This window comes from Streptococcus sp. 29887 (assembly GCF_032595075.1).
Lineage (GTDB): Bacteria > Bacillota > Bacilli > Lactobacillales > Streptococcaceae > Streptococcus > Streptococcus iners.
Window position 1 is genome coordinate 1,143,520 of the sequence record NZ_CP118735.1, and the last position, 25,826, is coordinate 1,169,345.

20 protein-coding genes are annotated in these 25,826 nt (G+C 42.5%); 18 read left to right on the forward strand and 2 right to left on the reverse strand.

Translation table 11 applies throughout. From position 1 onward, the window contains the following. Positions 1 to 20 precede the first annotated feature (20 nt). The gene (locus tag PW252_RS05685; protein ID WP_248050279.1) at positions 21 to 863 is read right to left on the reverse strand and encodes an NAD(P)H-hydrate dehydratase; all 843 of its coding nucleotides are present in this window, start codon (positions 861 to 863) and stop codon (positions 21 to 23) included. Between the two features lie 100 nt (positions 864 to 963). On the opposite strand from PW252_RS05685, the gene nth reads away from it, so the two are divergent. From nth to PW252_RS05735, 10 genes are all read left to right on the forward strand, one after another. Next, complete coding sequence (gene nth / locus PW252_RS05690; protein ID WP_105114782.1) at positions 964 to 1,587, forward strand: endonuclease III; 624 nt, start codon at positions 964 to 966, stop codon at positions 1,585 to 1,587. A gap of 292 nt (positions 1,588 to 1,879) precedes the next feature. After that, on the forward strand, positions 1,880 to 2,863 hold the full coding sequence (guaC, locus tag PW252_RS05695) for a GMP reductase (protein ID WP_105124557.1): 984 nt from the start codon (positions 1,880 to 1,882) through the stop codon (positions 2,861 to 2,863). A gap of 69 nt (positions 2,864 to 2,932) precedes the next feature. Continuing rightward, positions 2,933 to 4,270: an MATE family efflux transporter gene (locus PW252_RS05700; RefSeq protein WP_248050276.1), complete on the forward strand. Its 1,338-nt coding sequence runs from the start codon at positions 2,933 to 2,935 to the stop codon at positions 4,268 to 4,270. 84 nt (positions 4,271 to 4,354) lie between these two features. Continuing rightward, entirely contained in the window at positions 4,355 to 4,720 is a 366-nt protein-coding gene (locus tag PW252_RS05705) for a DUF5301 domain-containing protein (RefSeq protein WP_316716858.1), read from the forward strand. A 91-nt stretch (positions 4,721 to 4,811) separates the two neighbouring features. Beyond that, a complete protein-coding gene (gene rimM, locus PW252_RS05710) occupies positions 4,812 to 5,330 on the forward strand; it encodes a ribosome maturation factor RimM (RefSeq protein ID WP_023370422.1) in 519 nt (172 codons plus the stop codon). Next, positions 5,320 to 6,045 carry a tRNA (guanosine(37)-N1)-methyltransferase TrmD gene (gene trmD, locus PW252_RS05715; RefSeq protein WP_024390342.1) on the forward strand — a complete coding sequence of 242 codons (726 nt, stop codon included), beginning with the start codon at positions 5,320 to 5,322 and terminating at the stop codon, positions 6,043 to 6,045. The genes rimM and trmD overlap by 11 nt, the downstream gene beginning before the upstream one ends. A 30-nt stretch (positions 6,046 to 6,075) precedes the next feature. Continuing rightward, complete coding sequence (locus PW252_RS05720; RefSeq protein WP_248050271.1) at positions 6,076 to 7,143, forward strand: pyridoxal phosphate-dependent aminotransferase; 1,068 nt, start codon at positions 6,076 to 6,078, stop codon at positions 7,141 to 7,143. Positions 7,144 to 7,256: 113 nt separating this feature from the next. Continuing rightward, entirely contained in the window at positions 7,257 to 8,006 is a 750-nt protein-coding gene (locus tag PW252_RS05725; protein ID WP_248050269.1) for a DeoR/GlpR family DNA-binding transcription regulator, read from the forward strand. Further along, positions 8,003 to 8,914 (forward strand): 1-phosphofructokinase, encoded by a 912-nt coding sequence (gene pfkB / locus PW252_RS05730; protein ID WP_105124562.1) that lies wholly within the window; start codon positions 8,003 to 8,005, stop codon positions 8,912 to 8,914. Before PW252_RS05725 ends, pfkB begins: the two co-directional genes overlap by 4 nt. Continuing rightward, on the forward strand, positions 8,911 to 10,866 hold the full coding sequence (locus PW252_RS05735; protein WP_248050267.1) for a PTS fructose transporter subunit IIABC: 1,956 nt from the start codon (positions 8,911 to 8,913) through the stop codon (positions 10,864 to 10,866). Before pfkB ends, PW252_RS05735 begins: the two co-directional genes overlap by 4 nt. Positions 10,867 to 10,908: 42 nt before the next feature. Here PW252_RS05735 and PW252_RS05740 read toward each other — a convergent pair whose 3' ends face one another. Next, positions 10,909 to 12,165 carry an ISL3 family transposase gene (locus PW252_RS05740; RefSeq protein ID WP_316716633.1) on the reverse strand — a complete coding sequence of 419 codons (1,257 nt, stop codon included), beginning with the start codon at positions 12,163 to 12,165 and terminating at the stop codon, positions 10,909 to 10,911. Positions 12,166 to 12,475: 310 nt separating this feature from the next. Here PW252_RS05740 and PW252_RS05745 point away from each other — a divergent pair, with 310 nt between their 5' ends. The 8 genes from PW252_RS05745 to PW252_RS05780 all read left to right on the forward strand — a co-directional run bounded on the left by PW252_RS05745 (position 12,476) and on the right by PW252_RS05780 (position 25,781). After that, entirely contained in the window at positions 12,476 to 19,192 is a 6,717-nt protein-coding gene (locus tag PW252_RS05745; RefSeq protein ID WP_248051563.1) for a ZmpA/ZmpB/ZmpC family metallo-endopeptidase, read from the forward strand. A gap of 134 nt (positions 19,193 to 19,326) precedes the next feature. Beyond that, the gene (locus tag PW252_RS05750; RefSeq protein ID WP_105117059.1) at positions 19,327 to 19,701 is read left to right on the forward strand and encodes a DUF1149 family protein; all 375 of its coding nucleotides are present in this window, start codon (positions 19,327 to 19,329) and stop codon (positions 19,699 to 19,701) included. 1 nt (position 19,702) lies between these two features. Then, positions 19,703 to 20,545 carry a DegV family protein gene (locus tag PW252_RS05755; RefSeq protein ID WP_248051565.1) on the forward strand — a complete coding sequence of 281 codons (843 nt, stop codon included), beginning with the start codon at positions 19,703 to 19,705 and terminating at the stop codon, positions 20,543 to 20,545. An 8-nt stretch (positions 20,546 to 20,553) separates the two neighbouring features. Continuing rightward, the gene (gene dapB, locus PW252_RS05760; RefSeq protein WP_248051567.1) at positions 20,554 to 21,321 is read left to right on the forward strand and encodes a 4-hydroxy-tetrahydrodipicolinate reductase; all 768 of its coding nucleotides are present in this window, start codon (positions 20,554 to 20,556) and stop codon (positions 21,319 to 21,321) included. Then, positions 21,318 to 22,529, forward strand: coding sequence for a CCA tRNA nucleotidyltransferase (locus PW252_RS05765; RefSeq protein ID WP_248051570.1), 1,212 nt, complete (start codon positions 21,318 to 21,320; stop codon positions 22,527 to 22,529). The genes dapB and PW252_RS05765 overlap by 4 nt, the downstream gene beginning before the upstream one ends. Then, on the forward strand, positions 22,522 to 24,390 hold the full coding sequence (locus tag PW252_RS05770) for an ABC-F family ATP-binding cassette domain-containing protein (RefSeq protein ID WP_248051573.1): 1,869 nt from the start codon (positions 22,522 to 22,524) through the stop codon (positions 24,388 to 24,390). The genes PW252_RS05765 and PW252_RS05770 overlap by 8 nt, the downstream gene beginning before the upstream one ends. After that, positions 24,391 to 24,726 carry a hypothetical protein gene (locus PW252_RS05775; RefSeq protein ID WP_248051575.1) on the forward strand — a complete coding sequence of 112 codons (336 nt, stop codon included), beginning with the start codon at positions 24,391 to 24,393 and terminating at the stop codon, positions 24,724 to 24,726. It abuts the gene before it with no gap. Between the two features lie 95 nt (positions 24,727 to 24,821). Beyond that, on the forward strand, positions 24,822 to 25,781 hold the full coding sequence (locus tag PW252_RS05780; RefSeq protein WP_248051577.1) for an ROK family glucokinase: 960 nt from the start codon (positions 24,822 to 24,824) through the stop codon (positions 25,779 to 25,781). Positions 25,782 to 25,826: the final 45 nt, after the last annotated feature.

The following is a 25,826-nucleotide window of genomic DNA, read 5'->3' on the forward strand; positions in this document are numbered from 1 at the left end:
CTAGTCCGACGATTAGGTGCTTATTTCATTTGAAAGTAATGCATGGTTTTTTGAATGTCTTTCGAAATATCTGTAGGTTTTACAAGATAGAATTGCTGGGCCAATTGGTCAGCGATATAGGAATGAAGGTAGGTGGCTGCAACGACTTTATCGTATAGGGGAGCATGTGGAAATTGCAGGGCAAATCCTGCTACCATACCAGCAAGGGTATCGCCCATTCCACCTGTTGCTTGGTAGGGACCGCCTGCAGTTATTGGTGTGATTTGCTCAGGATTGGCTTGCAGGACATGGCTAGATGAACTCTTGGCGACTAAAATGGTACGTTCTTGAAACTCTCTTAAGGCGGTTAGGTTGGTCTGGCTTGTTTGTCGGTCAATGGGGATAGCAGACAATCTTTCCCATTCTTTTTGGTGAGGTGTTAGGATGACCTGTTTGCAGGGAAAAATTTTCCTGTTCTGTTTGGCTATCAAGGTCAAGGCAGAGCCATCTAGGACAAGAATTTGTTTTTCTGACACATTTTCAAGTACAAGGTCAACTAGGTTTTCTGCTCGGCTATTGTCCCCCAAACCAGGCCCAATCAATACCAGGTCAGCATGTTTTATATTTGCTAGGAGTAAGTCTTTGTCATCAACTGAAAAGGCCATGGCTTCAGGTAGGTGACTATGCAGTGCTGGAATATTTTCTTTTTCAGTAGCGACAGTAACCAAGCCAGCTCCGCTATTGACAGTGGCTAGGGCAGTCATGATGATGGCGCCACCGTAAGGGTAAAGTCCACCAATCAGTAAGGCACGGCCGAAGGTTCCCTTGTGGCTGTTCCTAGGTCGTTCCTGAATGACCTGCCTACAAAGTTCTTGTAAATCCATGATAGTCAACTCCTTTCTATAGATTATTATAGCATGAGAACGGGACACATTCGCAAGTTACTTTTTAGAAAATTCTTCTTTTTCATGCTATAATGGTGACATGGTATTATCAAAGAAACGTGCAAGAAAAGTTATTGAAGAAATCATCGCCCTTTACCCTGATGCTCAACCTAGTTTGGATTTCCGCAACCATTTTGAATTGGTCTGCGCAGTACTTTTGTCAGCTCAGACAACGGATGCTGCTGTTAACAAGGCAACCCCAGGTTTATTCGAGGCTTTCCCAACGCCTCAAGCTATGGCAGCAGCAGAGGTGAAGGACATCGAGCCCTACATTTCTCGCTTGGGCTTGTACCGTAATAAGGCCAAGTTTTTGAAAGAATGCGCCCAGCAGTTGTTGGACCGACATGATGGCATTGTCCCACAGACACGGGAGGAATTAGAAGCCTTAGCCGGTGTGGGAAGAAAAACGGCCAATGTGGTGTTGAGTGTCGGTTTTGGCATTCCTGCATTCGCAGTCGATACCCATGTGGGTCGGATCTGCAAACACCACGATATTGTCAAAAAATCAGCGACCCCACTGGAAACGGAAAAGCGGGTCATGGAGGTCTTACCACCAGAACTCTGGCTGCCAGCCCACCAGGCCATGATTTATTTTGGACGAGAAGTCTGCCATCCCAAAAATCCTGAATGTGATAAATTTCCACAATTATATGAATTTGAGTAAAAAATCTTCAGTTTTTGAAGATTTTTTTCGTATTCTTGTCAAAAATTTCCAGTAAAATCAGAACGTTTTTAGAAATATTCAATAGAATGTCTTCTAAAACGGAATTTGACGAATATTCAATCCTGTTTCACTTCCATAAAGCGATAATAAACGAACGTTTACACATGATGCACAAAGTATATTGACAAAAAACAAACAATGTTCTAAAATAATAATTGTAAACAAAGGAAAAACGAACAAACTAGTATTTCCTAATATAAAAATCATTTAAAAACGAACAGAGGAGAAACTCATGTTTAATGAAACACCAGTTTTTGACTACGAAGATATTCAGCTCATTCCAAACAAATGTATCATCAATAGCCGTTCGGAGGCAGATACATCGGTAACACTCGGAAAATACACTTTTAAACTGCCAGTGGTTCCTGCCAATATGCAGACGATCTTGGATGAAGATGTGGCAGAAATGTTGGCCAAAGATGGTTATTTTTACATCATGCACCGTTTCGACGAAGAGGGGCGAATTCCCTTCGTGAAGCGCATGCATGACCAAGGCTTGATTGCTTCTATCTCGGTTGGTGTGAAAGACTATGAATATGACTTTGTTTCTAGTTTAAAAGCTGACGCGCCTGAGTTTATTACCATTGATATTGCGCATGGTCATGCGGATAGCGTGATTAAAATGATCAAGCATATCAAGAAAGAATTGCCTGATACCTTTGTCATTGCAGGTAATGTTGGCACTCCTGAAGCTGTTCGAGAATTGGAAAATGCCGGTGCGGATGCAACAAAAGTTGGCATTGGTCCAGGTAAGGTCTGCATCACCAAGGTCAAAACTGGTTTTGGTACAGGGGGGTGGCAGCTGGCTGCCCTTCGTTGGTGTTCAAAAGCTGCTCGTAAGCCGATTATTGCGGACGGTGGTATCCGTACCCACGGAGATATTGCCAAATCCATCCGTTTCGGTGCTAGCATGGTTATGATTGGTTCCCTCTTTGCTGGTCACATCGAAAGCCCAGGAAAGACAGTAGAAGTAGACGGTAAACAATTTAAAGAATATTATGGCTCTGCATCTGAATACCAAAAAGGAGCCTATAAGAACGTGGAAGGCAAAAAAATTCTCCTGCCAGCTAAAGGTCATTTGAAAGATACGCTGATTGAAATGGAGCAAGATTTGCAATCATCCATTTCCTATGCTGGCGGTCGTGACATTACCAGCTTGAAGCACGTGGATTATGTGATTGTGAAAAATTCAATATGGAATGGGGATTCTATCTAGTTAAAGAGGACTTGCAATGCAGGTCCTTTTCTTGTTACAATATTTATATAAAATTGAAAGAGAATAAGTATGTACCAAACAAGAAATAACAAAGAGAAACTCTGGCTATTTATCAAAATATTTTTGCCTATTTTAATTTATCAATTTGCTAATTACTCGGCATCTTTTATTGATACCATGATGACTGGCCAGTACAGTACCATGGATTTAGCTGGTGTTTCCATGGCAACCAGCCTTTGGAATCCTTTGTTCTCATTTTTGACGGGGATTGTATCTGCGCTTGTTCCAATCATTGCTCAATATCTAGGACAAGGAGAGAAGTCAAAGATTCGGCAAGAGTTTCATCAGTTTGTCTATTTGGCCCTTGGACTGACGGCAATCCTCTTACTCTTGGTCTATCTTTTTGCCGTTCCGGCTCTGTCTCGTTTCGACTTGGACAAAGCTGTCTTTCAGGTCGGTCGGCAGTACCTCTACTATATCTCCATCGGCATCTTGCCCCTCTTATTGTTCAGCGTCTGCCGATCCTTTTTCGACGCCTTGGGCTTGACCCGCCTATCTATGTACCTCATGTTGCTTCTGGTTCCCTTTAACAGCCTCTTTAACTATCTCTTAATTTATGGGAAAATGGGCCTACCAGCCCTGGGCGGAGCAGGTGCTGGATTGGGCACTGCTTTAGCTTACTGGGCTGTGTTGCTAGTCATTGTCCTTGTCATGTGCAAAAATAAGACCATTTCTTCTTATCAGATTTGGCGGTGGAGTCCGATTGACCTTTCTTTATTGAAGGAAGGCTTGAAAATTGGTTTGCCGATTGGTTTGCAAGTCTTTGCAGAAGTGGCTATTTTTGCAGTTGTTGGCCTTTACATGGCAAAATTTTCTGCTCAGATTATCGCGGCTCATCAGGCGGCCATGAACTTTGCTACTCTTCTTTATGCCTTCCCGTCTTCTGTATCTTCAGCCTTGGCTATTGTGGTTGCCTATGAAGTGGGTGCAAAACGACCTATAGATGTAAAAGCCTACAGCCGTTTGGGACGCTTAGCAGCGCTAGGCTTTGCAGGTTTGACCTTAACCTTCCTTTATTTTTTCCGTTCCAAAGTTGCCTATCTCTACGGAAATGATGCAGACTTTGTCCGACTGACCTCACATTTTCTAAGCTTTGCCCTCATGTTCCAATTAGCAGATGCCTATACAGCACCAATTCAAGGAATTTTGCGTGGTTACAAGGATACAACTGTTCCATTTGTACTTGGTTTGGTTGCTTATTGGTCCATGACTTTTCCGGTTGCCTTTTTCCTGGAAAGATTTTTCCAGCTGGGACCAGAAGCCTATTGGCTTGGTCTAATTTCAGGTATTTTTGTTTGCGGGATTGCCCTAAGATTGCGTTTGAAGAAAATTGCTAGCCTTCAATAGATTTCTATGTTTTCGCTTGACAGATTTTCTGAGCTTGATATAATTTACTAAAAAAGGTTGGGTGCTAATATGAAAAAGAGATGATTGATTTTTGTTGTTTTATCTTGTATCTGCATCTTGTTTGGCTATCAAGTTGTGAAGAAAACTGAAATTAGTTTACCTCAAGCTGACCAGATTGTAATTAGTAATCAGGATGGTGGAGAGCTAAGAACTCTGGAAGGTAGTAAAATGAGCGATTTTCTATCGGAGCTTACCCAAATCCATCCTTATCTTTTCAAAAATGCTAGCAACCATGACCAGCCAGTTGGGGTAGAAGAATATTACCAACTAACCTTTCAACCTAATAATAAAATTGCCTATCTCTATGAGAAAAATGGCAAAACCTATCTGGAGTTTCCTTACGAGTTGACAGTCAGGACCAAAAAGTCCTTGTCTGAGTTAATAGACTAGAAGAAGTCGGAGCAATCCGGCTTTTTTCTTTGCTTGAGAAAATAGCCTCGTCATGTTAAAATAAAAGGATAGAAAATCAGATGGAGAAATTATGAATTATTTTAACGTAGGAAAGATTGTTAACACCCAAGGCTTGCAAGGAGAAATGCGTGTTTTATCTGTAACGGATTTTGCAGAAGAACGGTTTAAAAAAGGGGCAAAGCTAGCCTTGTTTAATGACAAGGACCAGTTTGTCATGGAAGTTGAAATTGCCAGTCACCGCAAGGCTAAAAACTTTGATATTATCAAGTTCAAGGGTATGTACCACATCAATGATATCGAGAAGTACAAGGGCTTTAGTTTGAAAATTGCGGAAGAAAATTTGTCCGACCTTGAAGACGGTGAGTTTTATTACCATGAAATTATCGGTTTGGATGTTTATGAAAATGACCAGCTGATTGGACAAATCAAGGAAATCTTGCAACCTGGTGCCAATGATGTCTGGGTGGTCAAACGCAAAGGGAAGAAAGACCTGCTCTTGCCTTACATCCCGCCTGTTGTCTTGAACATTGATATTCCAAACAATCGCGTAGATGTGGAATTGCTTGAGGGCTTGGACGATGAGAATTGATATTTTGACCCTCTTCCCAGAAATGTTTGCTCCGCTGGAACATTCTATTGTGGGCAAGGCGCGTGACAAGGGCTTGCTGGAAATCAACTACCATAATTTTCGTGAGAAAGCTGAAAAGGCTCGCCATGTGGATGATGAGCCTTACGGCGGAGGTCAAGGGATGTTACTCCGAGCTCAACCGATTTTTGACACCATGGATAGCATTGAACAAACCAAGCCCCGTGTTATCTTGTTGGATCCTGCTGGTCGGACTTTCAATCAGGCCTATGCAGAAGAATTGGCACAGGAAGAGCAGTTGATTTTTATCTGTGGACATTACGAAGGTTATGATGAGCGGATTAAGACCCTGGTGACAGACGAGATTTCTCTTGGAGATTATGTTCTGACTGGGGGCGAATTAGCAGCCATGACTATGATTGATGCTACTGTTCGTTTAATTCCAGAGGTCATTGGCAAGGAAGTCAGCCATACGGATGATAGTTTTTCTTCAGGTTTATTGGAATATCCTCAGTACACTCGTCCCTACGAATATCGAGGGATGGTAGTGCCAGATGTTCTCATGAGTGGCCACCATGAAAATATTCGAAAATGGCGTCTGGAAGAAAGCCTACGAAAAACCTATCAACGTCGTCCAGACTTGTTGGAAAATTATAACTTTACAGCTGAAGAGTTAACTATTTTTGAAAAAATCAAAGCAGAAGACACAGTTGATTAGACTGTGTTTTCATGTTCAAAGGAGAAAATTATGAAACGTCAGGTATTTGAAAACTACCAACCTTATAAAATAAAACATAAGGCTAGATTTGACTTGGGAAATAATGAAAATCGCATTATTGATTGGTCCTTTTTACCGCAAAAGACCTTAGAGAGCTTAGAAGTTGGTCAATTGAGCTTTTACGGTGACAATACATACTCAAATCTGATTGAGAAATATGCGACCTATCTTGGAGTAAATCCCAGACAGGTGACGGTGGGAGTTGGCTCTGACCACCTCATTCATATGATTGTTTCCACCTTTATGGATAAGGATGATACATTCTTAACGGTCAATCCTGATTTCTTCATGTATGAAACCTATAACCAGATGCATGGTAGTCGGTTTGAAGCTATTGACTTAGAAGAGAAAGATGGGACCTTGGTTTTGCCAGTTGAGAACTTGTTGGCGCGTGCTCAAGAAACCAATGCGAAAATTCTCATGCTTTCCAACCCAAACAATCCATCATCGGTTGCCTATTCCATGGAAGATTTGGAAAGGTTAGCGACTTCTTTCAAGGGATTGCTGGTTATTGACGAGGCCTATATTGAATTTGCAGAAGTTGAGAGCTTTCTCAGTCGCCTTGAAGGATATGAGAATGTTTTGGTCTTGCGTACACTTTCCAAGGCCTTTGGTCTAGCAGGTTTGCGAGTTGGTTTTGCGGTTGGAAGTGAAGAGCTTATTTATGAATTGGACAAGGTCATTCCACCTTTTAGTCTATCCAATTTAACGGCTCATATGGCTACAGTTGCCTTGGATTACAAAGATAAAGTAACAGAAACGGTTGAAACAATTGTCAAACTGCGTCAAGAAATGATTGCTTTTTTAGAACAATTAGAAGATTGTCATGTCCTGCCAAGTCAGACCAGTTTTGTGACCTTTAAGGCACCGTGGGCAGAAGTGTTTCACCGGCAAGCTTTGGCAAAAGATTGGAATTTCAAGTACTATCCAACAGGGAAATTAGCAGGTTACATTCGACTGTCCATTGGCCGGCCAGAAGAGATGGCTATGCTTAAAGAGATGGTCACATCAATGATAGAAGGGGGGGCAATTTCGTAAGAGATTGTTCTTTTTTGAAGAAAATTGACATTTTTTGAAAGATTTTGCTAGAAAATGATTGACAATGATAGTTTTTAGTGTATAATGGTTTTTGTAAACGATTGCAGGAGGTGTTGGACATTCTCAAATCAGAACGCAAGCAAGTCATACTAGAACGCATTCAAGCACAACAATTTGTCCGATTGGAAGAATTGGTTGACATTCTAGCAACATCCGAATCCACTGTTCGTAGGGATTTGGACGAGTTAGAGAATGAAGGGAAACTTCGAAGAGTACATGGTGGTGCAGAAGCACCAGCTAAATTGCAACTGGAAGAATCCATTCTGGAAAAATCTTTCAAAAACGTTCAAGAAAAACGGATGATTGCTGAAAGAGCAGCACAGTTAGTCATGGACGGCGATGTGATTTTCGTAGATGCAGGAACGACAACCGGTGTCTTGATTGACTATCTCCAACAGGAAAATCTAACAGTCGTGACCAATTCCATTCACCATGCTGTCAAGTTGGTTGAACGCAAGATAAAGACCATTATTATAGGTGGTTTTGTTAAGCAATCAACCGATGCTTCAGTAGGTGCCATGGCTTTGGAGCAAATTCGACAGCTCAATTTTGATAAGGCATTTCTGGGAATGAATGGTATTGATAAAAACTATTTTACAACGCCAGATATTGAGGAAGCGACCATCAAACGTACCATCATAGACAATGCAAAAGAAAGCTATGTTTTAGCTGATGCGTCAAAAATTGGTCAATTCTCCTTTGCCAAGGTTGCAGCCATCGAAAAAGCCAATATTATCTGTCAATCTTCGGAGAGCAGTTTGTTGGACATCATAAAAGAGAAAACGAGGGTAATCGAGGTATGATTTATACTGTTACGCTCAATCCAGCCATTGACTACATTGTTCGACTTGATAGAGTTGAAACAGGCAGTGTCAATCGTATGGAGAGTGACGATAAGTATGCCGGCGGTAAGGGAATTAACGTTAGTCGTGTTTTGAAGCGATTGGGCTATCCGAATACAGCAACGGGTTTCCTTGGCGGTTTTACCGGTCAGTTCATCAAGGATGGATTGGTTGCTGAAGGCATTGATACCGATTTTGTTCAGGTGGACCAAGATACGCGGATTAACGTGAAAATCAAAGCCGACCAAGAAACAGAAATCAACGGTTTAGGTCCGATTGTGACAGATACACAGTTGGCAGAACTAGAAATGGTTTTGGCTGGCTTGACTAAAGATGACACAGTTGTCTTTGCCGGTTCAGCACCAGCTAGCCTTGGAAATGAAGTGTATAATAAGCTAATTCCAGTGGCTAAAAAAGCAGGGGCTCAAGTAGTTTGTGACTTTGAAGGGCAAACTCTTCTGGATTCACTTGCTTACCAACCGCTTTTGGTTAAACCAAATAACCACGAGTTGGAAGCTATTTTCAATGTTGAATTGAAGGGGATAGCTGACATCGAAACCTACGCTAAGAAAATCTTAGATATGGGAGCTCAGAACGTTATCATTTCTATGGCAGGGGATGGGGCTTTGTTGGTTACTCCGACGGCAACCTACTTTGCCAAACCAATCAAGGGAACGGTGAAAAATTCTGTCGGTGCTGGAGATTCCATGGTGGCAGGATTTACTGGCGAATACGTTCGCTCACAGGACCCGATTGAAGCTCTCAAATGGGGAGTTGCTTGCGGTACGGCAACAGCCTTTTCAGACGATTTGGCAAGTATCGAGTTTATTAAGGAAACTTATGAAAAAGTTGAGGTAGAAACACTATGAAAATTCAAGATGTTTTGAGAAAAGATGTCATGTTGCTTGATTTGCAAGCAACAAGCAAGGAAGCAGTTATTGATGAAATGATTGCTAGTTTGGTAGAAAAAGGATATGTAACTGATTTTGATGTGTTCAAAACAGGTATCATGAACCGTGAAGCACAAACTACTACAGGTCTTGGCGATGGAATTGCAATGCCCCATGCTAAGAATGCTGCTGTCAAAGAAGCAACTGTTCTCTTTGCAAAATCAAACAAGGGTGTTGACTATGCAAGTCTTGATGGTCAACCAACTGACTTGTTCTTCATGATTGCGGCTCCAGAAGGTGCCAACGACACGCACTTGGCAGCCCTTGCGGAATTGTCTAAATACTTGATGAAAGCTGGATTTGCTGATAGACTTCGTGCGGCAACAAATCCTGAAGAAGTGATTGCAGCCTTCGATACAGCTGAAGCCGCTGACAAGGCGACTGAAGAAGTTGCTACAGCTCCAAGTGGCGACCGTCCATTTATCGTTGCTGTTACAGCATGTACAACTGGTATTGCCCACACCTACATGGCAGAAGAAGCTCTTAAGAAGCAGGCTGCTGAGATGGGTGTTGATATCAAGGTTGAAACAAACGGTGCGTCTGGGGTTGGTAACAAACTAACTGCTGAAGACATTAAGAATGCGGCAGGTGTAATCATCGCAGCAGATAAGGCTGTTGACATGCCTCGTTTCAATGGTAAACCATTGGTATCTCGTCCAGTTGCTGCTGGTATCAAACAAGCAGAAGAATTGATTAACATCATCTTGGATGGTAAAGCATCAGCCTACACAGCGACAGAAGGAGCAGCTACTGTGGAATCTTCAGAAAAACTTAGCCTTGGTAAAGCATTCTATAAACACTTGATGAGCGGTGTTTCTCAAATGTTGCCATTCGTTATCGGTGGCGGTATCTTGATTGCCCTTGCCTTCTTATTTGATAATTTACTAGGTGTTCCAAGTGATCAACTCGGAAATCTTGGTTCATACAACGAAATCGCAGCTATGTTCATGAAGATCGGTGGTGCAGCCTTTGGCTTCATGTTGCCACTACTTGCAGGTTACATTGCTTACTCAATCGCTGAAAAACCAGGTTTGGTTGCAGGTTTCGTAGCTGGTGCAATCGCTAGCAGCGGTCTTGCTTTCGGTAAAATCCCTTACGCAGCTGGTGGTGAAGAAACCCTTGCTCTTGCTGGTGTATCATCTGGTTTCTTGGGTGCCCTTGTTGGTGGTTTCCTTGCAGGTGGTGTGGTGCTTGTTCTTCGCAACGCTTTGCGTAACATGCCAAAATCACTTCAAGGTTTGAATGCCATCTTGCTCTTGCCACTTTTGGGAACAGCTATTACTGGTTTCTTGATGTTCTTCGTCAATATCCCAATGGCTGCAATCAACACTGGTATGAACAACTTCCTTGCTGGTCTTGAAGGTAGCTCTGCTATTCTCCTTGGACTTGTCCTCGGTGGAATGATGGCAGTCGATATGGGTGGTCCAGTCAACAAGGCGGCTTATGTCTTCGGTACAGGTACGCTTGCAGCAACTGTTGCAGACGGTGGTTCTGTAGCGATGGCGGCAGTTATGGCAGGTGGTATGGTTCCACCATTGGCAGTCTTTGTCGCAACTCTCTTGTTCAAGAACAAGTTCACGCAAGAAGAGCGTAACTCAGGTTTGACAAACATTGTTATGGGTCTGTCATTCATCACTGAAGGTGCCATTCCATTTGGTGCTGCTGACCCAGCTCGTGCAATCCCAAGCTTTATCGCAGGTTCTGCCCTTGCAGGTGCCTTGGTAGGTTTGTCAGGTATCCAATTGATGGCTCCACACGGTGGAATCTTCGTTATCGCTTTGACTTCAAATCCATTGCTTTACATCCTTTATGTATTGATTGGTGCAGTAGTTTCAGGTATTCTCTACGGAGCTCTTCGTCAAGCTAAATAAGATTAAAAGGCTCTTTGTCAACTGTAGTGGGTAGATGAAAAGCTAACACCTAGAGAGGACGAAGTTCGTTCTCTCTTTCTTTATGTTCAAAGCAATCAAAATACGTTTTTTAAAATTTTCAAAGTTCCTGAAACCAAAGGCATTTCTTTTAATGACTTTGATGAGATTGTTGGTAGCTTCCAGTTTGGCGTTCGAATAAGGCAATTCCATGGCGTTTAAAACCTTTTCTTTATCCTTTAGAAATGTCTTAAATACCGTCTGGAAAATAGGATTAACATTGGCTATTTCCTGTTCGATAAGGTCAAAGAAATGATCTGAGTTTTTCTCTTGGAAATGGAACAAGAGAAGCTGATAGAGTTCATAGTGCTGTCGTAGTTCCTCTGAAAAAGACAGTAGTTTTTCTAGGATTTCCTTGTTAGTCAAGTGCATGCGAAACATAGGGCGATAAAATCGTTTATCGCTGAGTTTACGGCTATCTTGTTGTATCAATTTCCAGTAGCGTTTCAAGGACCGGTATTCCTGCGATTTTCTGTCGAATTGATTCATAATTAGAATACGAACGCGGTTCATAGCACGGCTAAGGTGCTGCACAATGTGAAAGCGGTCCAGAACAATCTTGGTGTTTGGAAATAGCTGTCTAGCCAATTTGTAGTAAGGACTAAACATATCCATGGTAATGACTTTGACTTGATTTCTAACCTTTCTAGGATAGCGTAGAAAGTGGTTTCGGATGGTTGCTTGTGTTCTTCCGTCTAGAATAGTTATGACATTTAGGGAGTTGAAATCTTGAGCGATAAAGCTCATTTTCCCCTTTTTGAAGGCATACTCATCCCAGCTCATCACCTCAGGTAAGGTATTCCAATCTGTTTCAAACTTGAACTCATTAAGCTTTCTCATAACTGATGAGGTTGAGATAGATAGCCTGTGTGCAATATGTGTCATTGCTTGATTTTCGATGAGTAATTGAGCAATCTTCTGGTTAACAGCGACGGAGATTTGGTGGTTCTTCTTGACAAGAGGAGTTTCAGCGACCGCTATTTTTCTGCAATCTTTACACTTGAAGCGACGCTTTCTAAGTCGGATAAGCAAGGGATAACCAGCAGTTTCTAGGTAGGGAATTTTGGAGGGTTTTTGGAAGTCGTATTTTGCCATTTGTCCCTTGCAGGAGGGACATTTAGGGGCTGTATAATCCAAATGACCATGAAGTTCTAAGTGAGTTCCCATATCATATTCATTAGAGATAGTGATATTTTTGTCTTTAATTCTGAGAAGATTTGTGATAAGATTTAGTTGTTCCATATGAGTCTTTCTAATGTGAGTTTGGTTGCTTTTCATTATAGGCCATATGGGACTTTTTTTCTACAATCAAAAAGACTCCATAATATCCATAGAGGATTTACCCACTACAGATATTATAGAGCCGATTAAAACCTTGTCTTCGGGCAAGGTTTTTTATCTGGAAAATGCTGTATTTAGATTAAAATATAAATAATTATGTAAAGAACGTCGCATATAGTATATTGAAATATTTTATTCGTTTTTCAACAGTATATTATTAGAAAAATATGCTATACTTTTAAGTAAGAAGAAACAAACGAAGGAGCTTCATATGTTTTGGAAGGAAAAGCAAAATAAGTTTTCTATTCGTACATTTAATAGAGGCGTTGCATCAGTCATTATTGGTATGACTGCCGCCTTATTTTTTGTACCAAATTTGGCTATGAAAGCAGAATTGACTGCTCTTGCCCATACAAATGTAGCAAGAGAACAGATTTCCTATAAGTATGTCCTTTATTCGGAACTGACATCAGATGAGAAGGCACGAATTCAAGCGACCATTCCAGCAAGGCAGGTTGGGGATACCCATACTTACTATATGGTCTATCGTCCAAAGACAAATTTGCCTCAAACAGGAGATATCCCGACTTTTACAAGTAGTCTGGTTGGTTTAGGACTATTGATTATCGGTCTATCTCTTACAAAAGATAGGAAAAAACGAATTGTTAGAAGTCTGATTATTTTAACTGCTACAGGTAGTCTTTCAGTGGCTGCAATTTCTACAGGTAGCCTCTCAGGTTTTGATAAACAATTTACCCTTGCTATAGGTGAAGCTTTGCCACAAGCAGTGATTTCTATAGATCAGCATGAATTTGTAGGTTTTATTTTAGAAGGGGATGTAAATTCTGAGACAATCACAGTAACAGAAGCAAATGTTGGTGAACAGAAGTCGTCAAGCGAATTGATATTGCCAAATACATTGGTTGAGGGAATATCTAAGCATTCAGAAGCTCCTGTTCCACCATCAACAAAAGACGACGTTCTACCTGAGGAACCAACAGCGCCCGTAGTCCCAATTGCCCCAGTTACGGAAGAGCCAGAAGCTCCCGTCCCACCATCAACAGAAGATGAAGTTCTACCTGAGGAACCAACAGAGCCTGTAGTCCCAGTTGCTCCAGTTACTGAACAGCCAGAAACTCCCGTTCCACCATCAACAGAAGCCGAAGTTCTACCTGAGGAACCAACAGATCCAGTTGTCCCAATTGCCCCAGTTACGGACGAGCCAGAAGCTCCCGTCACTCCGGCACCACCAGTTACAGAGGACGAGGTTCTACCTGAGGAAGCTACAGATCCCGTAGTCCCAATTGCCCCAGTTACTGAACAGCCAGAAGCTCCCGTTCCACCATCAACAGAAGATGAAGTTCTACCTGAGGCACCAACAGAGCCTGTAGTCCCAGTTGCTCCAGTAACTCCAGTTACTGAAGATCCAGAAGCTCCCGTCCCACCATCAACAGAGGGCGAAGTTCTTCCAGAATCCCCAACAGATCCCGTCGCTCCAAGTGACCCAGTAACGGAAGAACCAGAAACTCCCGTTCCACCATCAACAGAATCCGAAGTTCTACCCGAGGAACCAACAGAGCCTGTAGTCCCAGTTGCTCCCGTTCCACCATCAACAGAATCCGAAGTTCTACCTGAGGAATCAACAGAGCCCGTTGTCCCAAGTTATCCAGTTACTGAAGATCCAGAAGCTCCCGTTCCACCATCAACAGAAGATGAAGTTCTACCTGAGGCACCAACAGAGCCCGTTGTCCCAAGTTATCCAGTTACTGAACAGCCAGAAGCTCCCGTCCCACCATCAACAGAGGACGAAGTTCTACCCGAGGAACCAACAGAGCCTGTAGTCCCAGTTGCTCCAGTTACTGAAGATCCAGAAGCTCCCGTTCCACCTTCAACAGAAGCCGAAGTTCTACCTGAGGAACCAACAGCGCCCGTAGTCCCAATTGCCCCAGTTACTGAAGATCCAGAAGCTCCCGTTCCACCATCAACAGAATCCGAAGTTCTACCTGAGGAACCAACAGATCCCGTCGCTCCCGTTCCACCATCAACAGAGGACGAGGTTCTACCTGAGGAAGCTACAGATCCCGTTGTCCCAATTGCCCCAGTTACTGAAGATCCAGAAGCTCCCGTTCCACCATCAACAGAATCCGAAGTTCTACCCGAGGAACCAACCGAGCCTGTAGTCCCAGTTACTCCAGTTACTGAACAGCCAGAAGCTCCCGTTCCACCATCAATAGAATCCGAAGTTCTACCCGAGGAACCAGCAGATCCCGTCGCTCCAAGTGACCCAGTTACTGAAGATCCAGAAGCTCCCGTCACTCCGGCGCCATCATCAACAGAGGGCGAAGTTCTACCCGAGGAAGCTACAGATCCCGTTGTCCCAATTGCCCCAGTTACTGAACAGCCAGAAGCTCCCGTTCCACCATCAACAGAGGACGAGGTTCTACCCGAGGACCCAACAGATCCAGTTGTCCCAAGTTTTCCAGTAACGGAAGAACCAGAAACTCCAACGGATCCCGTCGCTCCAAGTGCCCCAGTAACGGAAGAACCAGAAACTCCCGTTCCACCATCAACAGAATCCGAAGTTCTACCCGAGGAACCAGCAGAGCCTGTAGTCCCAGTTGCTCCGAGTGACCCAGTTACTGAACAGCCAGAAGAACCAGAAACTCCCGTTCCACCATCAACAGAATCCGAAGTTCTACCCGAGGACCCAACAGAGCCTGTAGTCCCAGTTGCTCCAGTTGCTCCAGTAACTCCAGTTACTGAACAGCCAGAAGCTCCCGTCCCACCATCAACAGAATCCGAAGTTCTACCCGAGGAACCAACAGAGCCTGTAGTCCCAAGTTCTCCAGTTACGGAAGAACCAGAAGAACCTATTAAAACCAAACCGGAGTTAGTTTTATCAATTCTTAAAGAAAATGTAGATGATAGGAGTGTAGAAGTAAGCTATACTTTGATAGACAATGATTCTACATTTGTCAAGGCTATGGTATCTCTATACAAAGGGGATGAATTAGTCACAGAAAAAGAAATTCTAACACAAGAAGAGCTATACAAGGTTCCATTTGCCGACTTGCTGCTGAACACTGACTATGAAGTAAAAACACGATTTACCTATAATTTAGGTAGTGATGATGTGGAAGAAGAGCTCAGAACAGAAAAATTTGAACTAGAGAATAAGTTGCTGGAATTTCGATCTTACAAGAGTATTGAGCTATATCAGGTGGATGAAAGTGGAGAAAAAACAAGAGTTACAGCCTTGAGCAATCTTCCAACTTCTACAGAAAATTATCTTGTTAAAATTGCTACTGAAAACAATAAAGATATCTACCTCCCCGTCGATAACTTTGAGAATGATGTCAATGGCATTAAGGTGAGCATTATTCATCCAAAATTAGTGAAATTCAATCAGAATAATCATAGTTTCGATGAACACCATACCTTTACAGTTGATAGGCTCGTTTTACAAGAGGGTGCCTACAGTAAATTTAGTGAATTAGTAGAAGCCATCAATACTAATCCTAGCGGAACCTACTATTTAGCAGCGGATATGGTAGTTGATAAGTCGGTTTCAACTGACACCTACATTACCAAAGAATTTACTGGTAGTCTGAAGAGTCTAGGTGACCATAAGACTTATTCTATTTTGCAGTTGGATAGACCGCTTTTCAGCACGCTCAAGAATGCAAGGGTAGAAAATATCTCTTTAAAAGATGTGGCGATTTCAAATGAGCGAACGGAAGTAGCTGCTCTAGCTAAGAAATCAGACAAGTCGACAATCGATAAGGTTTCTATTTCGGGAAATATTACTGCCAAACAAAATATTGCTGGCATTGTCTATAACGCCACAAACGGCACGACTATTAGTAATTCCATTGTTAATGTCAACCTGAGCAATACAGCAAGTCACGAAACTTATCATATGGGTGGTGTTACAGGGATTTTAAATAGTTCAACCATTGATAAGGTGCGGGCTACTGTTGCGATTGGTGCTAAAACTGCAAGTGGACGTGGACAAGGAATTGGAGGAATTGTAGCAAACGCGCAAGGTGCTGTGATAAAAAATTCCTATGTCACTGGAAATATCCATGCGACAGAAACTGCTGACACAGGTGGTGTGGTTGGCTTAGCTAGAATGTCTTTCTTGAATAATATAGCGACAGGTGTATCTGTCACAAATGGCGGCATCATCGCTTCGGGTCAAACTCAATCTGCTACAGTATGGTCCACCATAAGCAATCTCTATAGTGTTGAAGGTCATGCAACAGGCCAACCAAATCCTACCATTCAGTCTACAAGCCTTTCTCAAGAAGCCGTGCTAGAGAAAATCAAGGCATGGGGAATTCCAACAACACCAACCACAACAGGACAGGAAAATAGCGACAGTCAGTCGAATTCAGTGCAGACCATCGATTATAACCAGGTTCAAAATGCTCAGGCTAAACGAAGAACTGCCTATGAAAACACGTCTAAGTTGTTGCCATTCTATGACCGGAATACGATTGTTAAATATGGTAACTTGATTGATGAAGCAAGTAATCTCTATAGCAAGCCTATCCAGTCAGTTCTGACCTTGAATGAGGATGGAGTAGCAACAAATATCTATGACCAACACGCTTCCTTGACCAAATTACTGATCCATTATGAAGATGGAACTTCAGAAACTCTACCTTTGGTATTTAAGGGAGAGTACGGCAATACCAAAGTTGTTGAATACCGCTTAGGTGAACAACTCCTCTATACACCAGAACAATTACTATCTCTGGAAACCAGTTTCATTGATGAACTAGTGACAGCATTTTCTCAGGTTGATCTTGACAGCCAAGAGATGGCTGACATCTTACATATCCAAACTGCAGACAAGACCGCTAAACTAAAAGACTTGTATTTAGATGAATCCTTTGCAGAAGTTAAAGACAATCTCGAAGTCCATATCAAAGGTTTGCTGGCCAATAGACAGGTAGTTGATACCACAAGCAAGGCTGTCAGGGATGTCATTAAAAAAGAATTCTTGGCAGATAAAGAAAAAATTATGTTCGCTCTTGCCTACCTCAATAGGCTATATGGCATTAAATATGGAGATACCAATATCAAGAATATTGTGCTCCATCATGCGGATTTCTATAAGCGTCAATTAGATACTCTAGGCTGGTTGAGGTCATTTACGGATAAACTCACCAAGCATGATGATCAGTTCTATGTTTCGCAAAATGGCTACGAAGATATGTATTTTGACAGATTAACACTTGCCAATAATGCAGCTATTCATAAGGAACGTTTTGGAGCACTCTCTAGTCAACTTGGAACAGTTCGTGATTTCTTGGAATACAATAAGAAATTGTTCTTGGGAGAAACTGATTCAAGGAAGTGGTTTAAAGAAGCGACCAATGCCTTTGTTTATGAAATTCCATCCAATGCAAACTCTAGCATTGACACCAGTCTATATAGTCATTTGGGACGTATTCCACGTTATGAAAAATACTACTTGCCATTGCTTAATATCAAGGAGAAGGATGATATTTTCGTAATGAGCTCAATGGCAACAGTAGCCTTCGGTGGTTACGGAAGATATGTGGATACGGCTTTGAAAAAGACCAATCCAGAACAATATTACCAAGCAGTTAAGACAGTACAGACAAGTCTGATACCGAAACACGGGAAACGATTAGGTGACTTTTTGGATATGTGGTATCAAATGGCAGATTCTAATCTGAGAGATAAGTTTATCCAACGCTCAACTGAAATTTGGGATGGTTACTGGATCAAGGATTCAAATGCATTTGAAGACCATGCTGATAAACGGCGGTGGGCTGGTAAATATGATCAGGAATACCGCTATGTTCAGGAGTTGGCAGGTGCCTTGAATGAATGGCATAGACAATCAAGAGATAGTGCCTTTTCAGATACAGAAACCTTTGTGAAATTTTCAAATCGGGACATGTTATCTGATCTAGGGGATTCAACTATGAGTCATGAATTGGTCCATAACTATGATGAAACCATCATGTTGGATGGTCATAAGCGTCGTCCTGGTCAAGATGCAGAATCCTATGCTATGGGCTTGTTGCAGTCATCAGCTGGTGGAGGTATTTATTACTATGGCTTTAATTTCATGAATGAACATAGTCCAAATACCCCACACAATGTTTCAAGTAGTCGCTTCAAAACAAAAGAGGATTTACAAACCTATCTAAAAGGAGTCTTTGATGTGACCTACCTCTTGGATGCAGTTGAAATCCAAGCCATTGCCACTAAGGGGAAAGAGGCTTATCCTTACTTCTTTAACAAGATAGAGTTGGTCCCAGCCAATGAAGCAACTGTCAGCCAGTCTTTAAACTACCAAAACACCCATGATCGTATTAGGAAATTGAGTAATGAGGAACTGGCTAACTTGAACATTACCACTATCAACGATGCGATTGACCATGCACTAGTTGCCAAATCCTCACTTTTGCTGGAACAAGACTATTTGCGTGAAAATTTGAAGAACTATTATTTCGTACCGCTCTATTATCCGATTTATGCAGGCTTGCAAAATAATAGTGGTACTGTTGGTGGTTTACAATTCCGTAAAACGGCCTTGGAGCTATTAGCAGCAAAAGGTTGGGAAGAAGGCTTTATTCCTTATGCAACAGACAAGCTAAAAGCGGAAGCAGAGGCGGCAGGTCGTCTACTATCTGATCAGTTTATTTTTGAAAAAATATTTGCTGGACAATTTACGGATTATGCAAGCTTCAAAAAAGCTATGTATAAAGAACGCTGGGATAAGAAGGATAGACTGAAAGCCATCACGATTAGCTTCAATGGTCAGACTGAAACAATAGATAATATTGAAACGCTGAGTAGGCTGATGGCGGAGGCAGTTGATAAAGATTATCAGGCCGCTAAGAATAAGCAAGCAGGATTTAATCGCCAAGGTTTGAAAGATGCTATTTTGAAAGCCTATGTCGGATTAACGGATAGTTTTACCTCCTCCATATTTACAGATTGACCGAGGTCAATTTTCATTACCTTTTGGGAAGAAGTTGAAAGATAGTATTTTCGCCTTCTTCCTTTTATTTTTTCCCAATTCTCCCTTGAACTGTGATATAATAAGCATAGTATTGTTTATAGGAGAAATTAGACATGGAAATCATTCGCGAAAAAGAATTTGTCAATCAGTATCACTTTGATGCCCGCAATCATGCTTGGGAAAAGGAAAATGGGGTTCCAGAAACGAAATTAAATGTTGATTTCCAACTACTTGAACGCAATGAAGAAGAAAATAAAACATCAATGATTACTATTTTGCGTTTCATCATTGTTTTGAACCATTTTGTTATTTCTGGTGCTATGAGCCAGGCGGTTCATCTACAAGGTCGTTACGTCAATGAACCGACAGAATTTACAGAGGAAGAAAAACGGACATTAGTTGAGCCACTATTGGATATGTTGAAACGCATGACCTATGATGTTACAGAAATTGCTTTTGATGCACCAGGTGTAAATTTGGAGTTTTAATATGAAATTAGCAGTTATTACGGACTCATCGGCTGTTTTAGGGATAGAACGCGAGGACTTGTTTGTCTTAAATATTCCAGTCAACATTGATGGCGTCAATTATATCGAAGGGCAAAATTTGACCGTTGAGGAATTTTATCAAAAAATGGCCTCATCAAAGGATTTGCCAAAGACCAGCCAACCAAGTTTGATGGAGTTGGACGACATTTTGACAAGTTTGAAAGAAAAAGGCTATACGCATGCGCTAGGTTTGTTTTTATCATCAGGCATTTCAGGTTTTTATCAAAATATCCAGTATCTGGCAGAAGAATATGAAGGCCTGACGGTTGCCTTCCCAGATACAAAAATAACTTCAGCACCTTTAGGTATGATGGTTGAAAATGTACTCAAATGGGCCGATGAAGGTCAGAGCTTTGAAGAAATTATTGGCAAATTGAACCAAGAAATTGGCAAGACAACTGCCTTTATCATGGTTGATGACCTCAATCACCTGGTGAAAGGTGGCCGCCTGTCCAATGGCGTAGCCTTGCTGGGCAATCTCTTGAGCATCAAGCCTATTCTGTATTTTACAGGTGAGGGTAAGATTGAAGTCTATGAAAAAGTTCGGACGGAGAAGAAAGCCATTAAGCGTTTAATCGAAATTCTCCAAGAACAAACTAAAGATGGACAATTTCAGATTGCTATCATTCATGCCAACGCACCTGAAAAGGCTGAAAACTTTAAACAGCAATTGGAAGAAGCAGGAGTGGGTAGTGATTTGCCAATCGTATCATTTGGTTCAGTCATTGGTACGCATTTGGGAGAAGGGGCAGTGGCCTTTGGTATTTCTCCCATCATTGAATAGGAGTTTGCATGACAATTAAGGTAATTATCGCAGGATTTAAAGGGAAAATGGGCTCAACCGCTGTTGAGATGGTCAAGGGTGATGCAGAACTGACTCTGGCTGCCTTGGTAGACCCATTTGCGACAGAAACAGAAGTGGATGGTGTTCCTGTTTTCAAGAAAAAAGAAGAAGTGGTTGGCCTAGACGCTCATGTCTGGGTGGATTTTACAACGCCAAAATTTGCCTATGAAAACACTCGTTTTGCCTTGGAAAACGGCTTTGCTCCTGTGGTTGGAACAACGGGATTTACCCAAGATGAAATTGAAGAATTGACTGCCTTGTCTGCTGAGAAAGGCTTGGGGGGCTTGATTGCTCCTAACTTTGCGATTGGAGCAATCTTGCTTATGCAATTTGCAGCTCAGGCAGCTAAGTATTTCCCAAATCTTGAAATCATCGAATTACACCATGACAAGAAGAAGGATGCGCCGAGCGGAACAGCTGTCAAAACGGCCGAACTCATTTCCCAAGTCCGTCAGTCACAAGCACAAGGTGCAGCAGATGAAGAAGAACTGATTGCCGGTGCGCGCGGTGCAGAATTTGACGGCTTCCGTATCCACTCAGTACGCTTGCCAGGCCTTGTTGCCCACCAAGAAGTGATTTTTGGGGCACAGGGTGAAGGCTTGACCGTCCGTCATGACTCTTATGATCGTATTTCCTTTATGGGCGGTGTCAACCTCGGCATTAAAGAGGTGGTTAAACGCTCACAACTTGTATATGGTTTGGAACATTTACTATGAAATTAACCAATCTGCCTTCTGAATTTCAGGAGGCTTTGCCGATTTTAGAGAAAATTAAAGCAGCTGGCTTTGAGGCCTACTTTGTTGGTGGTTCCGTTCGTGATGCCATTCTCGGCAGACCTATTCATGATGTTGATATTGCCACTTCCAGCTATCCGCAAGAAACCAAGCAAATCTTCCCGCGGACTATTGATGTGGGGATTGAGCATGGAACTGTCCTAGTCTTGGAAGGCGGAAAAGAGTATGAAATCACGACTTTTCGGACAGAGGAAGAGTATGTGGACTATCGTCGTCCCAGTCAGGTTTCTTTTGTGCGTTCCTTGGAAGAGGACCTCAAACGCCGAGACTTTACTGTTAATGCCTTTGCTCTTGATGAAGAAGCCCAAATCGTTGATCTCTTTGATGGGATGACTGACTTAGAAAACCGCACCCTACGGGCTGTAGGCATCCCGGCTGAGCGTTTTAACGAAGATGCTCTCCGTATCATGCGTGGATTTCGCTTTGCAGCGACCTTGGACTTTGAGATTGAGCCGACGACATTTACAGCTATGGTGGAAACCGCACCGCTCTTGGAAAAAATCTCCGTGGAGCGAAGTTTTATCGAGTTTGACAAGCTTTTGATGTCAGATTATTGGCGAAAAGGCTTGCGTGCTCTGATTGATTCCAAGGCCTACAATTTCTTGCCTGACCTAGCAGACAAGGGAGAAAAGCTTGAAAGCATGTTGACCAGTCTGGCAGAAGATTTCCAATTTTCAACTTCTGAACAAGCCTGGGCCCTGCTCTTTGTCTGCCTAGGTATCGAGAACATCAAGTCCTTCCTGAAAAAATGGAAAACCAGCAATGATTTCCAACGTACAGTGGTCAAGCTGGTAGAGATTTACCAGCTCCGCCAAGCAGGACCTGTCACTAAACAAATCTGTTTCAAGTATGGCAAAGACTTCTTGTACTTGGTAGAGGAACTCCGTCAGGCACAAGGTTTTGTTACTGATTTTGAAGCAATTGACCAAATTGATCAAGCATTGACCATCCACGACAAGCATGAAATTGTTGTCAATGGTGGTCATCTGATGAAGGCATTTGACCTCAAACCTGGTCCTGTCTTGGGAAATTTGCTCAAAGAGGTCGAGTACGAAATCGTAGAAGGAATATTACCAAATGAAGTCGAAGCCATTATGGCATTTGTAAAAGGGAGATTAGATAATGAGTGATTTTATCGTTGAACACCTGACCAAGTCTGTTGGAGATAAGACGGTTTTTGCAGACCTTTCGTTTATCATTCACCAAGGCGACCGTATCGGAATTATTGGTGTCAATGGTACTGGAAAGACTACTCTTCTGGATGTTTTGTCAGGCCGCATTGGTTTTGATGGCGATGTGTCCCCTTTCCAGACTAAGAATGCCTATAAAATTTCTTACCTAACCCAAGAGCCTGATTTTGATGAAAGCCAAACTGTCTTAGATACTGTTCTGTCTTCGGATTTACGGGAAACCCAGTTAATCCGTGAGTATGAACGGCTCTTGTCAAACTATGATGAAAGCAGTCAAGCCAGACTAGAAAAGGTTATGGCAGAAATGGATGCTCTCAACGCTTGGGAGATTGAAAGCCAGGTCAAGACCGTTCTGTCCAAACTTGGCTTAACAGAGCTTAACAAGACCGTTGCCGAATTGTCAGGCGGTCTGCGCAGACGAGTGCAATTGGCTCAAGTCCTCCTTGGCAATGCGGATTTGCTCTTGCTGGATGAACCGACAAACCACCTGGATATTGATACTATTGAGTGGTTGACCACTTTCTTGAAAAATACCAAGAAATCTGTCCTCTTTATCACCCACGATCGCTATTTTTTGGATAATGTGGCAACACGGATTTTCGAACTAGACCGCGCCAGCTTAACTGAGTATCAGGGAAATTATCAGGACTACGTTCGCTTAAAGGCAGAGCAGGACGAGCGAGATGCCGCCCTTCGACATAAGAAGGAACAACTATACAAACAAGAGTTGGCTTGGATGCGTAGACAACCTCAAGCCCGTGCTACCAAGCAACAGGCTCGTATCAATCGTTTCCATGACCTCAAAGGTGATTTAGCCAACAAGATAGACGATAGCGAACTGGAAATCAATTTTGAAACCTCTCGTATCGGTAAAAAAGTCATTAACTTTGAAAATGTCAGCTTTTCCTATCCTGACAAGCCCATTTTAAAAGACTTTAACCTGCTCATTCAAAACAAGGATCGTATTGGCATTGTTGGTGATAACGGAAAAGGAAAATCAACCTTACTCAATCTGATTGCAGGCGACTTACAGGCAGACAGCGGTAAGGTAGATATTGGGGAAACCATCCGTATCGGTTATTTTTCTCAGACCATTAAAGGTTTAGATGAAAGCAAGCGGGTCATCAATTTCTTGCAGGAAGTGGCAGAAGAAGCAAAAACGACTTCTGGTATGGTTTCTATCGCAGAACTCTTGGAGCAATTCCTCTTTCCTCGCAATACCCACGGGACCTTGATTGAAAAGTTATCAGGCGGGGAGAAGAAGCGACTTTACTTGCTGAAAATTCTTTTACAAAGGCCCAATGTTCTCTTGCTGGACGAACCGACTAACGACTTGGACATAGCGACATTGACAGTCTTGGAACATTTCTTACAGGGCTTTGCTGGTCCGGTCATTACCGTCAGTCACGACCGTTATTTCTTGGACAAGGTGGCTAACAAAATCTTGGCTTTTGAAGACGACGGCATTCAGACCTTCTTTGGCAACTACACAGACTATCTGGATGAGAAGGCCTTTCTGACTTCCAGCTCTGCCATTTCCTTGGAAAAACCAAAGGAGAAATCCGAGAAAGTAAAAGAAACCAAGAAGCGGATGTCTTACTTTGAGAAGCAGGAATGGGCGACCATCGAAGAGGATATTGCTGGCTTGGAGGAGCGGATTGCGGAAATCGAGGCGGAAATGTTGACCTGTGGCAGTGACTTTACAAAATTGTCCGATTTGCAGAAGGAATTGGATGAGAAGAACGACCTGCTCTTGGAAAAATATGAGCGGTATGAGTATCTGAGCGAACTGGAGGGCTAGATGAAAGTTCTTGTCATGTCTTATATGGTCATCTATCTCTTGGTGACCTTGGGTGCAGCCCTCTATAGCTATTTTATGACCAAAAAAATGAATGCTTTGCGCTTAATCTTGACGGTTTTATCCATGCTCTTGCTAGCTGTTTCACTCTATTTTTACAGTCAGGCCTATCACGATGTACAAATGGTGGGCTTTGCTACGGGCTTTACCTTCATCTCCACTCTTTTTCTCTATAATGGAACCAAGGAAGGTAGCAATTTTACGACAGTTATGCTCTTTTCCATTGGTCGTTTTATTTTACATATTCAATTTTTGATTTTGCTCTATCTGTTCAGATAGGGCAAAATTTTTTTGTTCGTACAAGTTCATGAAAAGGCTTTACGCAAACCTTTGCATTGTGTTATAATAAAGAAAATACATTTGAGGTGATGATTATGTCTAAAAAAATTATCGGTATTGACCTTGGTGGGACTTCTGTTAAATTGGCCATTTTGACTACTGAGGGAGAAATTCAAGAAAAATGGTCTATCAAGACAAATATTTTGGATGAGGGAAGTCACATTGTTCCTGATATTATTGACAGTATCAAGCAGCGGTTTGAAACTCATGGTTTAACCAAGGACGATTTCCTAGGAATTGGCATGGGCTCACCTGGTGTAGTGGATAGTGAAGCTGGTACTGTTATCGGTGCCTATAACCTCAACTGGAAGACCTTGCAGCTGGTCAAAGAACAGTTTGAAACTGCCCTTGGTTTGCCATTCTTTATCGACAATGATGCCAACGTAGCAGCCCTCGGTGAGCAGTGGGTTGGTGCTGGGAACAACAATCCCAACGTTGTCTTTATGACCCTTGGAACTGGTGTTGGTGGTGGTGTCATTGCAGCTGGAAACCTCATTCGTGGCGTAAAGGGAGCAGGAGGTGAGTTAGGACACATCACAGTTGACTTTGAAGCTCCATTTGCATGTACCTGTGGTAAAAAAGGTTGTTTGGAAACCGTTGCTTCGGCGACAGGTATTGTCAACCTCAGCCGTCGCTATGCAGACCAATACGCCGGTGAGGCAAAACTCAAACAGATGATTGATGACGGTCAGGATGTGACGGCTAAAGATGTCTTTGACTTGGCGAAAGAAGGCGATGATTTGGCTTTGATTGTCTACCGCCATTTCTCTGAGTATTTAGGTGTGGCTTGTGCCAATATTGCGGCTGTGCTCAATCCAGCCTACATTGTCCTGGGTGGTGGTGTATCTGCAGCAGGTGACTTCTTGTTAGACGGTGTTCGCAAGGTCTTTGCTGAAAATAGCTTCCCACAAATCAAGGAAAGCACGCAGATTGTCTTGGCAACACGTGGCAATGATGCTGGTGTCCTTGGTGCCGCATCACTAGTACTGAAATAATCGTTAAAAGCAGGGATTCCCTGCTTTTTTTGTCCTTGCTATTTT

Coding starts and splice junctions, on each gene's coding strand:
- rimM (WP_023370422.1), top strand. CDS start 4,812: ATGAATTATTTTAACGTAGGAAAGATTGTTAACACCCAAGGCTTGCAA.
- pfkB (WP_105124562.1), top strand. CDS start 8,003: ATGATTTATACTGTTACGCTCAATCCAGCCATTGACTACATTGTTCGA.
- PW252_RS05685 (WP_248050279.1), bottom strand. CDS start 863: ATGGATTTACAAGAACTTTGTAGGCAGGTCATTCAGGAACGACCTAGG.
- PW252_RS05740 (WP_316716633.1), bottom strand. CDS start 12,165: ATGGAACAACTAAATCTTATCACAAATCTTCTCAGAATTAAAGACAAA.
- PW252_RS05755 (WP_248051565.1), top strand. CDS start 19,703: ATGAAATTAGCAGTTATTACGGACTCATCGGCTGTTTTAGGGATAGAA.
- nth (WP_105114782.1), top strand. CDS start 964: ATGGTATTATCAAAGAAACGTGCAAGAAAAGTTATTGAAGAAATCATC.
- PW252_RS05765 (WP_248051570.1), top strand. CDS start 21,318: ATGAAATTAACCAATCTGCCTTCTGAATTTCAGGAGGCTTTGCCGATT.
- PW252_RS05700 (WP_248050276.1), top strand. CDS start 2,933: ATGTACCAAACAAGAAATAACAAAGAGAAACTCTGGCTATTTATCAAA.
- guaC (WP_105124557.1), top strand. CDS start 1,880: ATGTTTAATGAAACACCAGTTTTTGACTACGAAGATATTCAGCTCATT.
- trmD (WP_024390342.1), top strand. CDS start 5,320: ATGAGAATTGATATTTTGACCCTCTTCCCAGAAATGTTTGCTCCGCTG.
- dapB (WP_248051567.1), top strand. CDS start 20,554: ATGACAATTAAGGTAATTATCGCAGGATTTAAAGGGAAAATGGGCTCA.
- PW252_RS05780 (WP_248051577.1), top strand. CDS start 24,822: ATGTCTAAAAAAATTATCGGTATTGACCTTGGTGGGACTTCTGTTAAA.
- PW252_RS05775 (WP_248051575.1), top strand. CDS start 24,391: ATGAAAGTTCTTGTCATGTCTTATATGGTCATCTATCTCTTGGTGACC.
- PW252_RS05735 (WP_248050267.1), top strand. CDS start 8,911: ATGAAAATTCAAGATGTTTTGAGAAAAGATGTCATGTTGCTTGATTTG.
- PW252_RS05720 (WP_248050271.1), top strand. CDS start 6,076: ATGAAACGTCAGGTATTTGAAAACTACCAACCTTATAAAATAAAACAT.
- PW252_RS05745 (WP_248051563.1), top strand. CDS start 12,476: ATGTTTTGGAAGGAAAAGCAAAATAAGTTTTCTATTCGTACATTTAAT.
- PW252_RS05770 (WP_248051573.1), top strand. CDS start 22,522: ATGAGTGATTTTATCGTTGAACACCTGACCAAGTCTGTTGGAGATAAG.
- PW252_RS05750 (WP_105117059.1), top strand. CDS start 19,327: ATGGAAATCATTCGCGAAAAAGAATTTGTCAATCAGTATCACTTTGAT.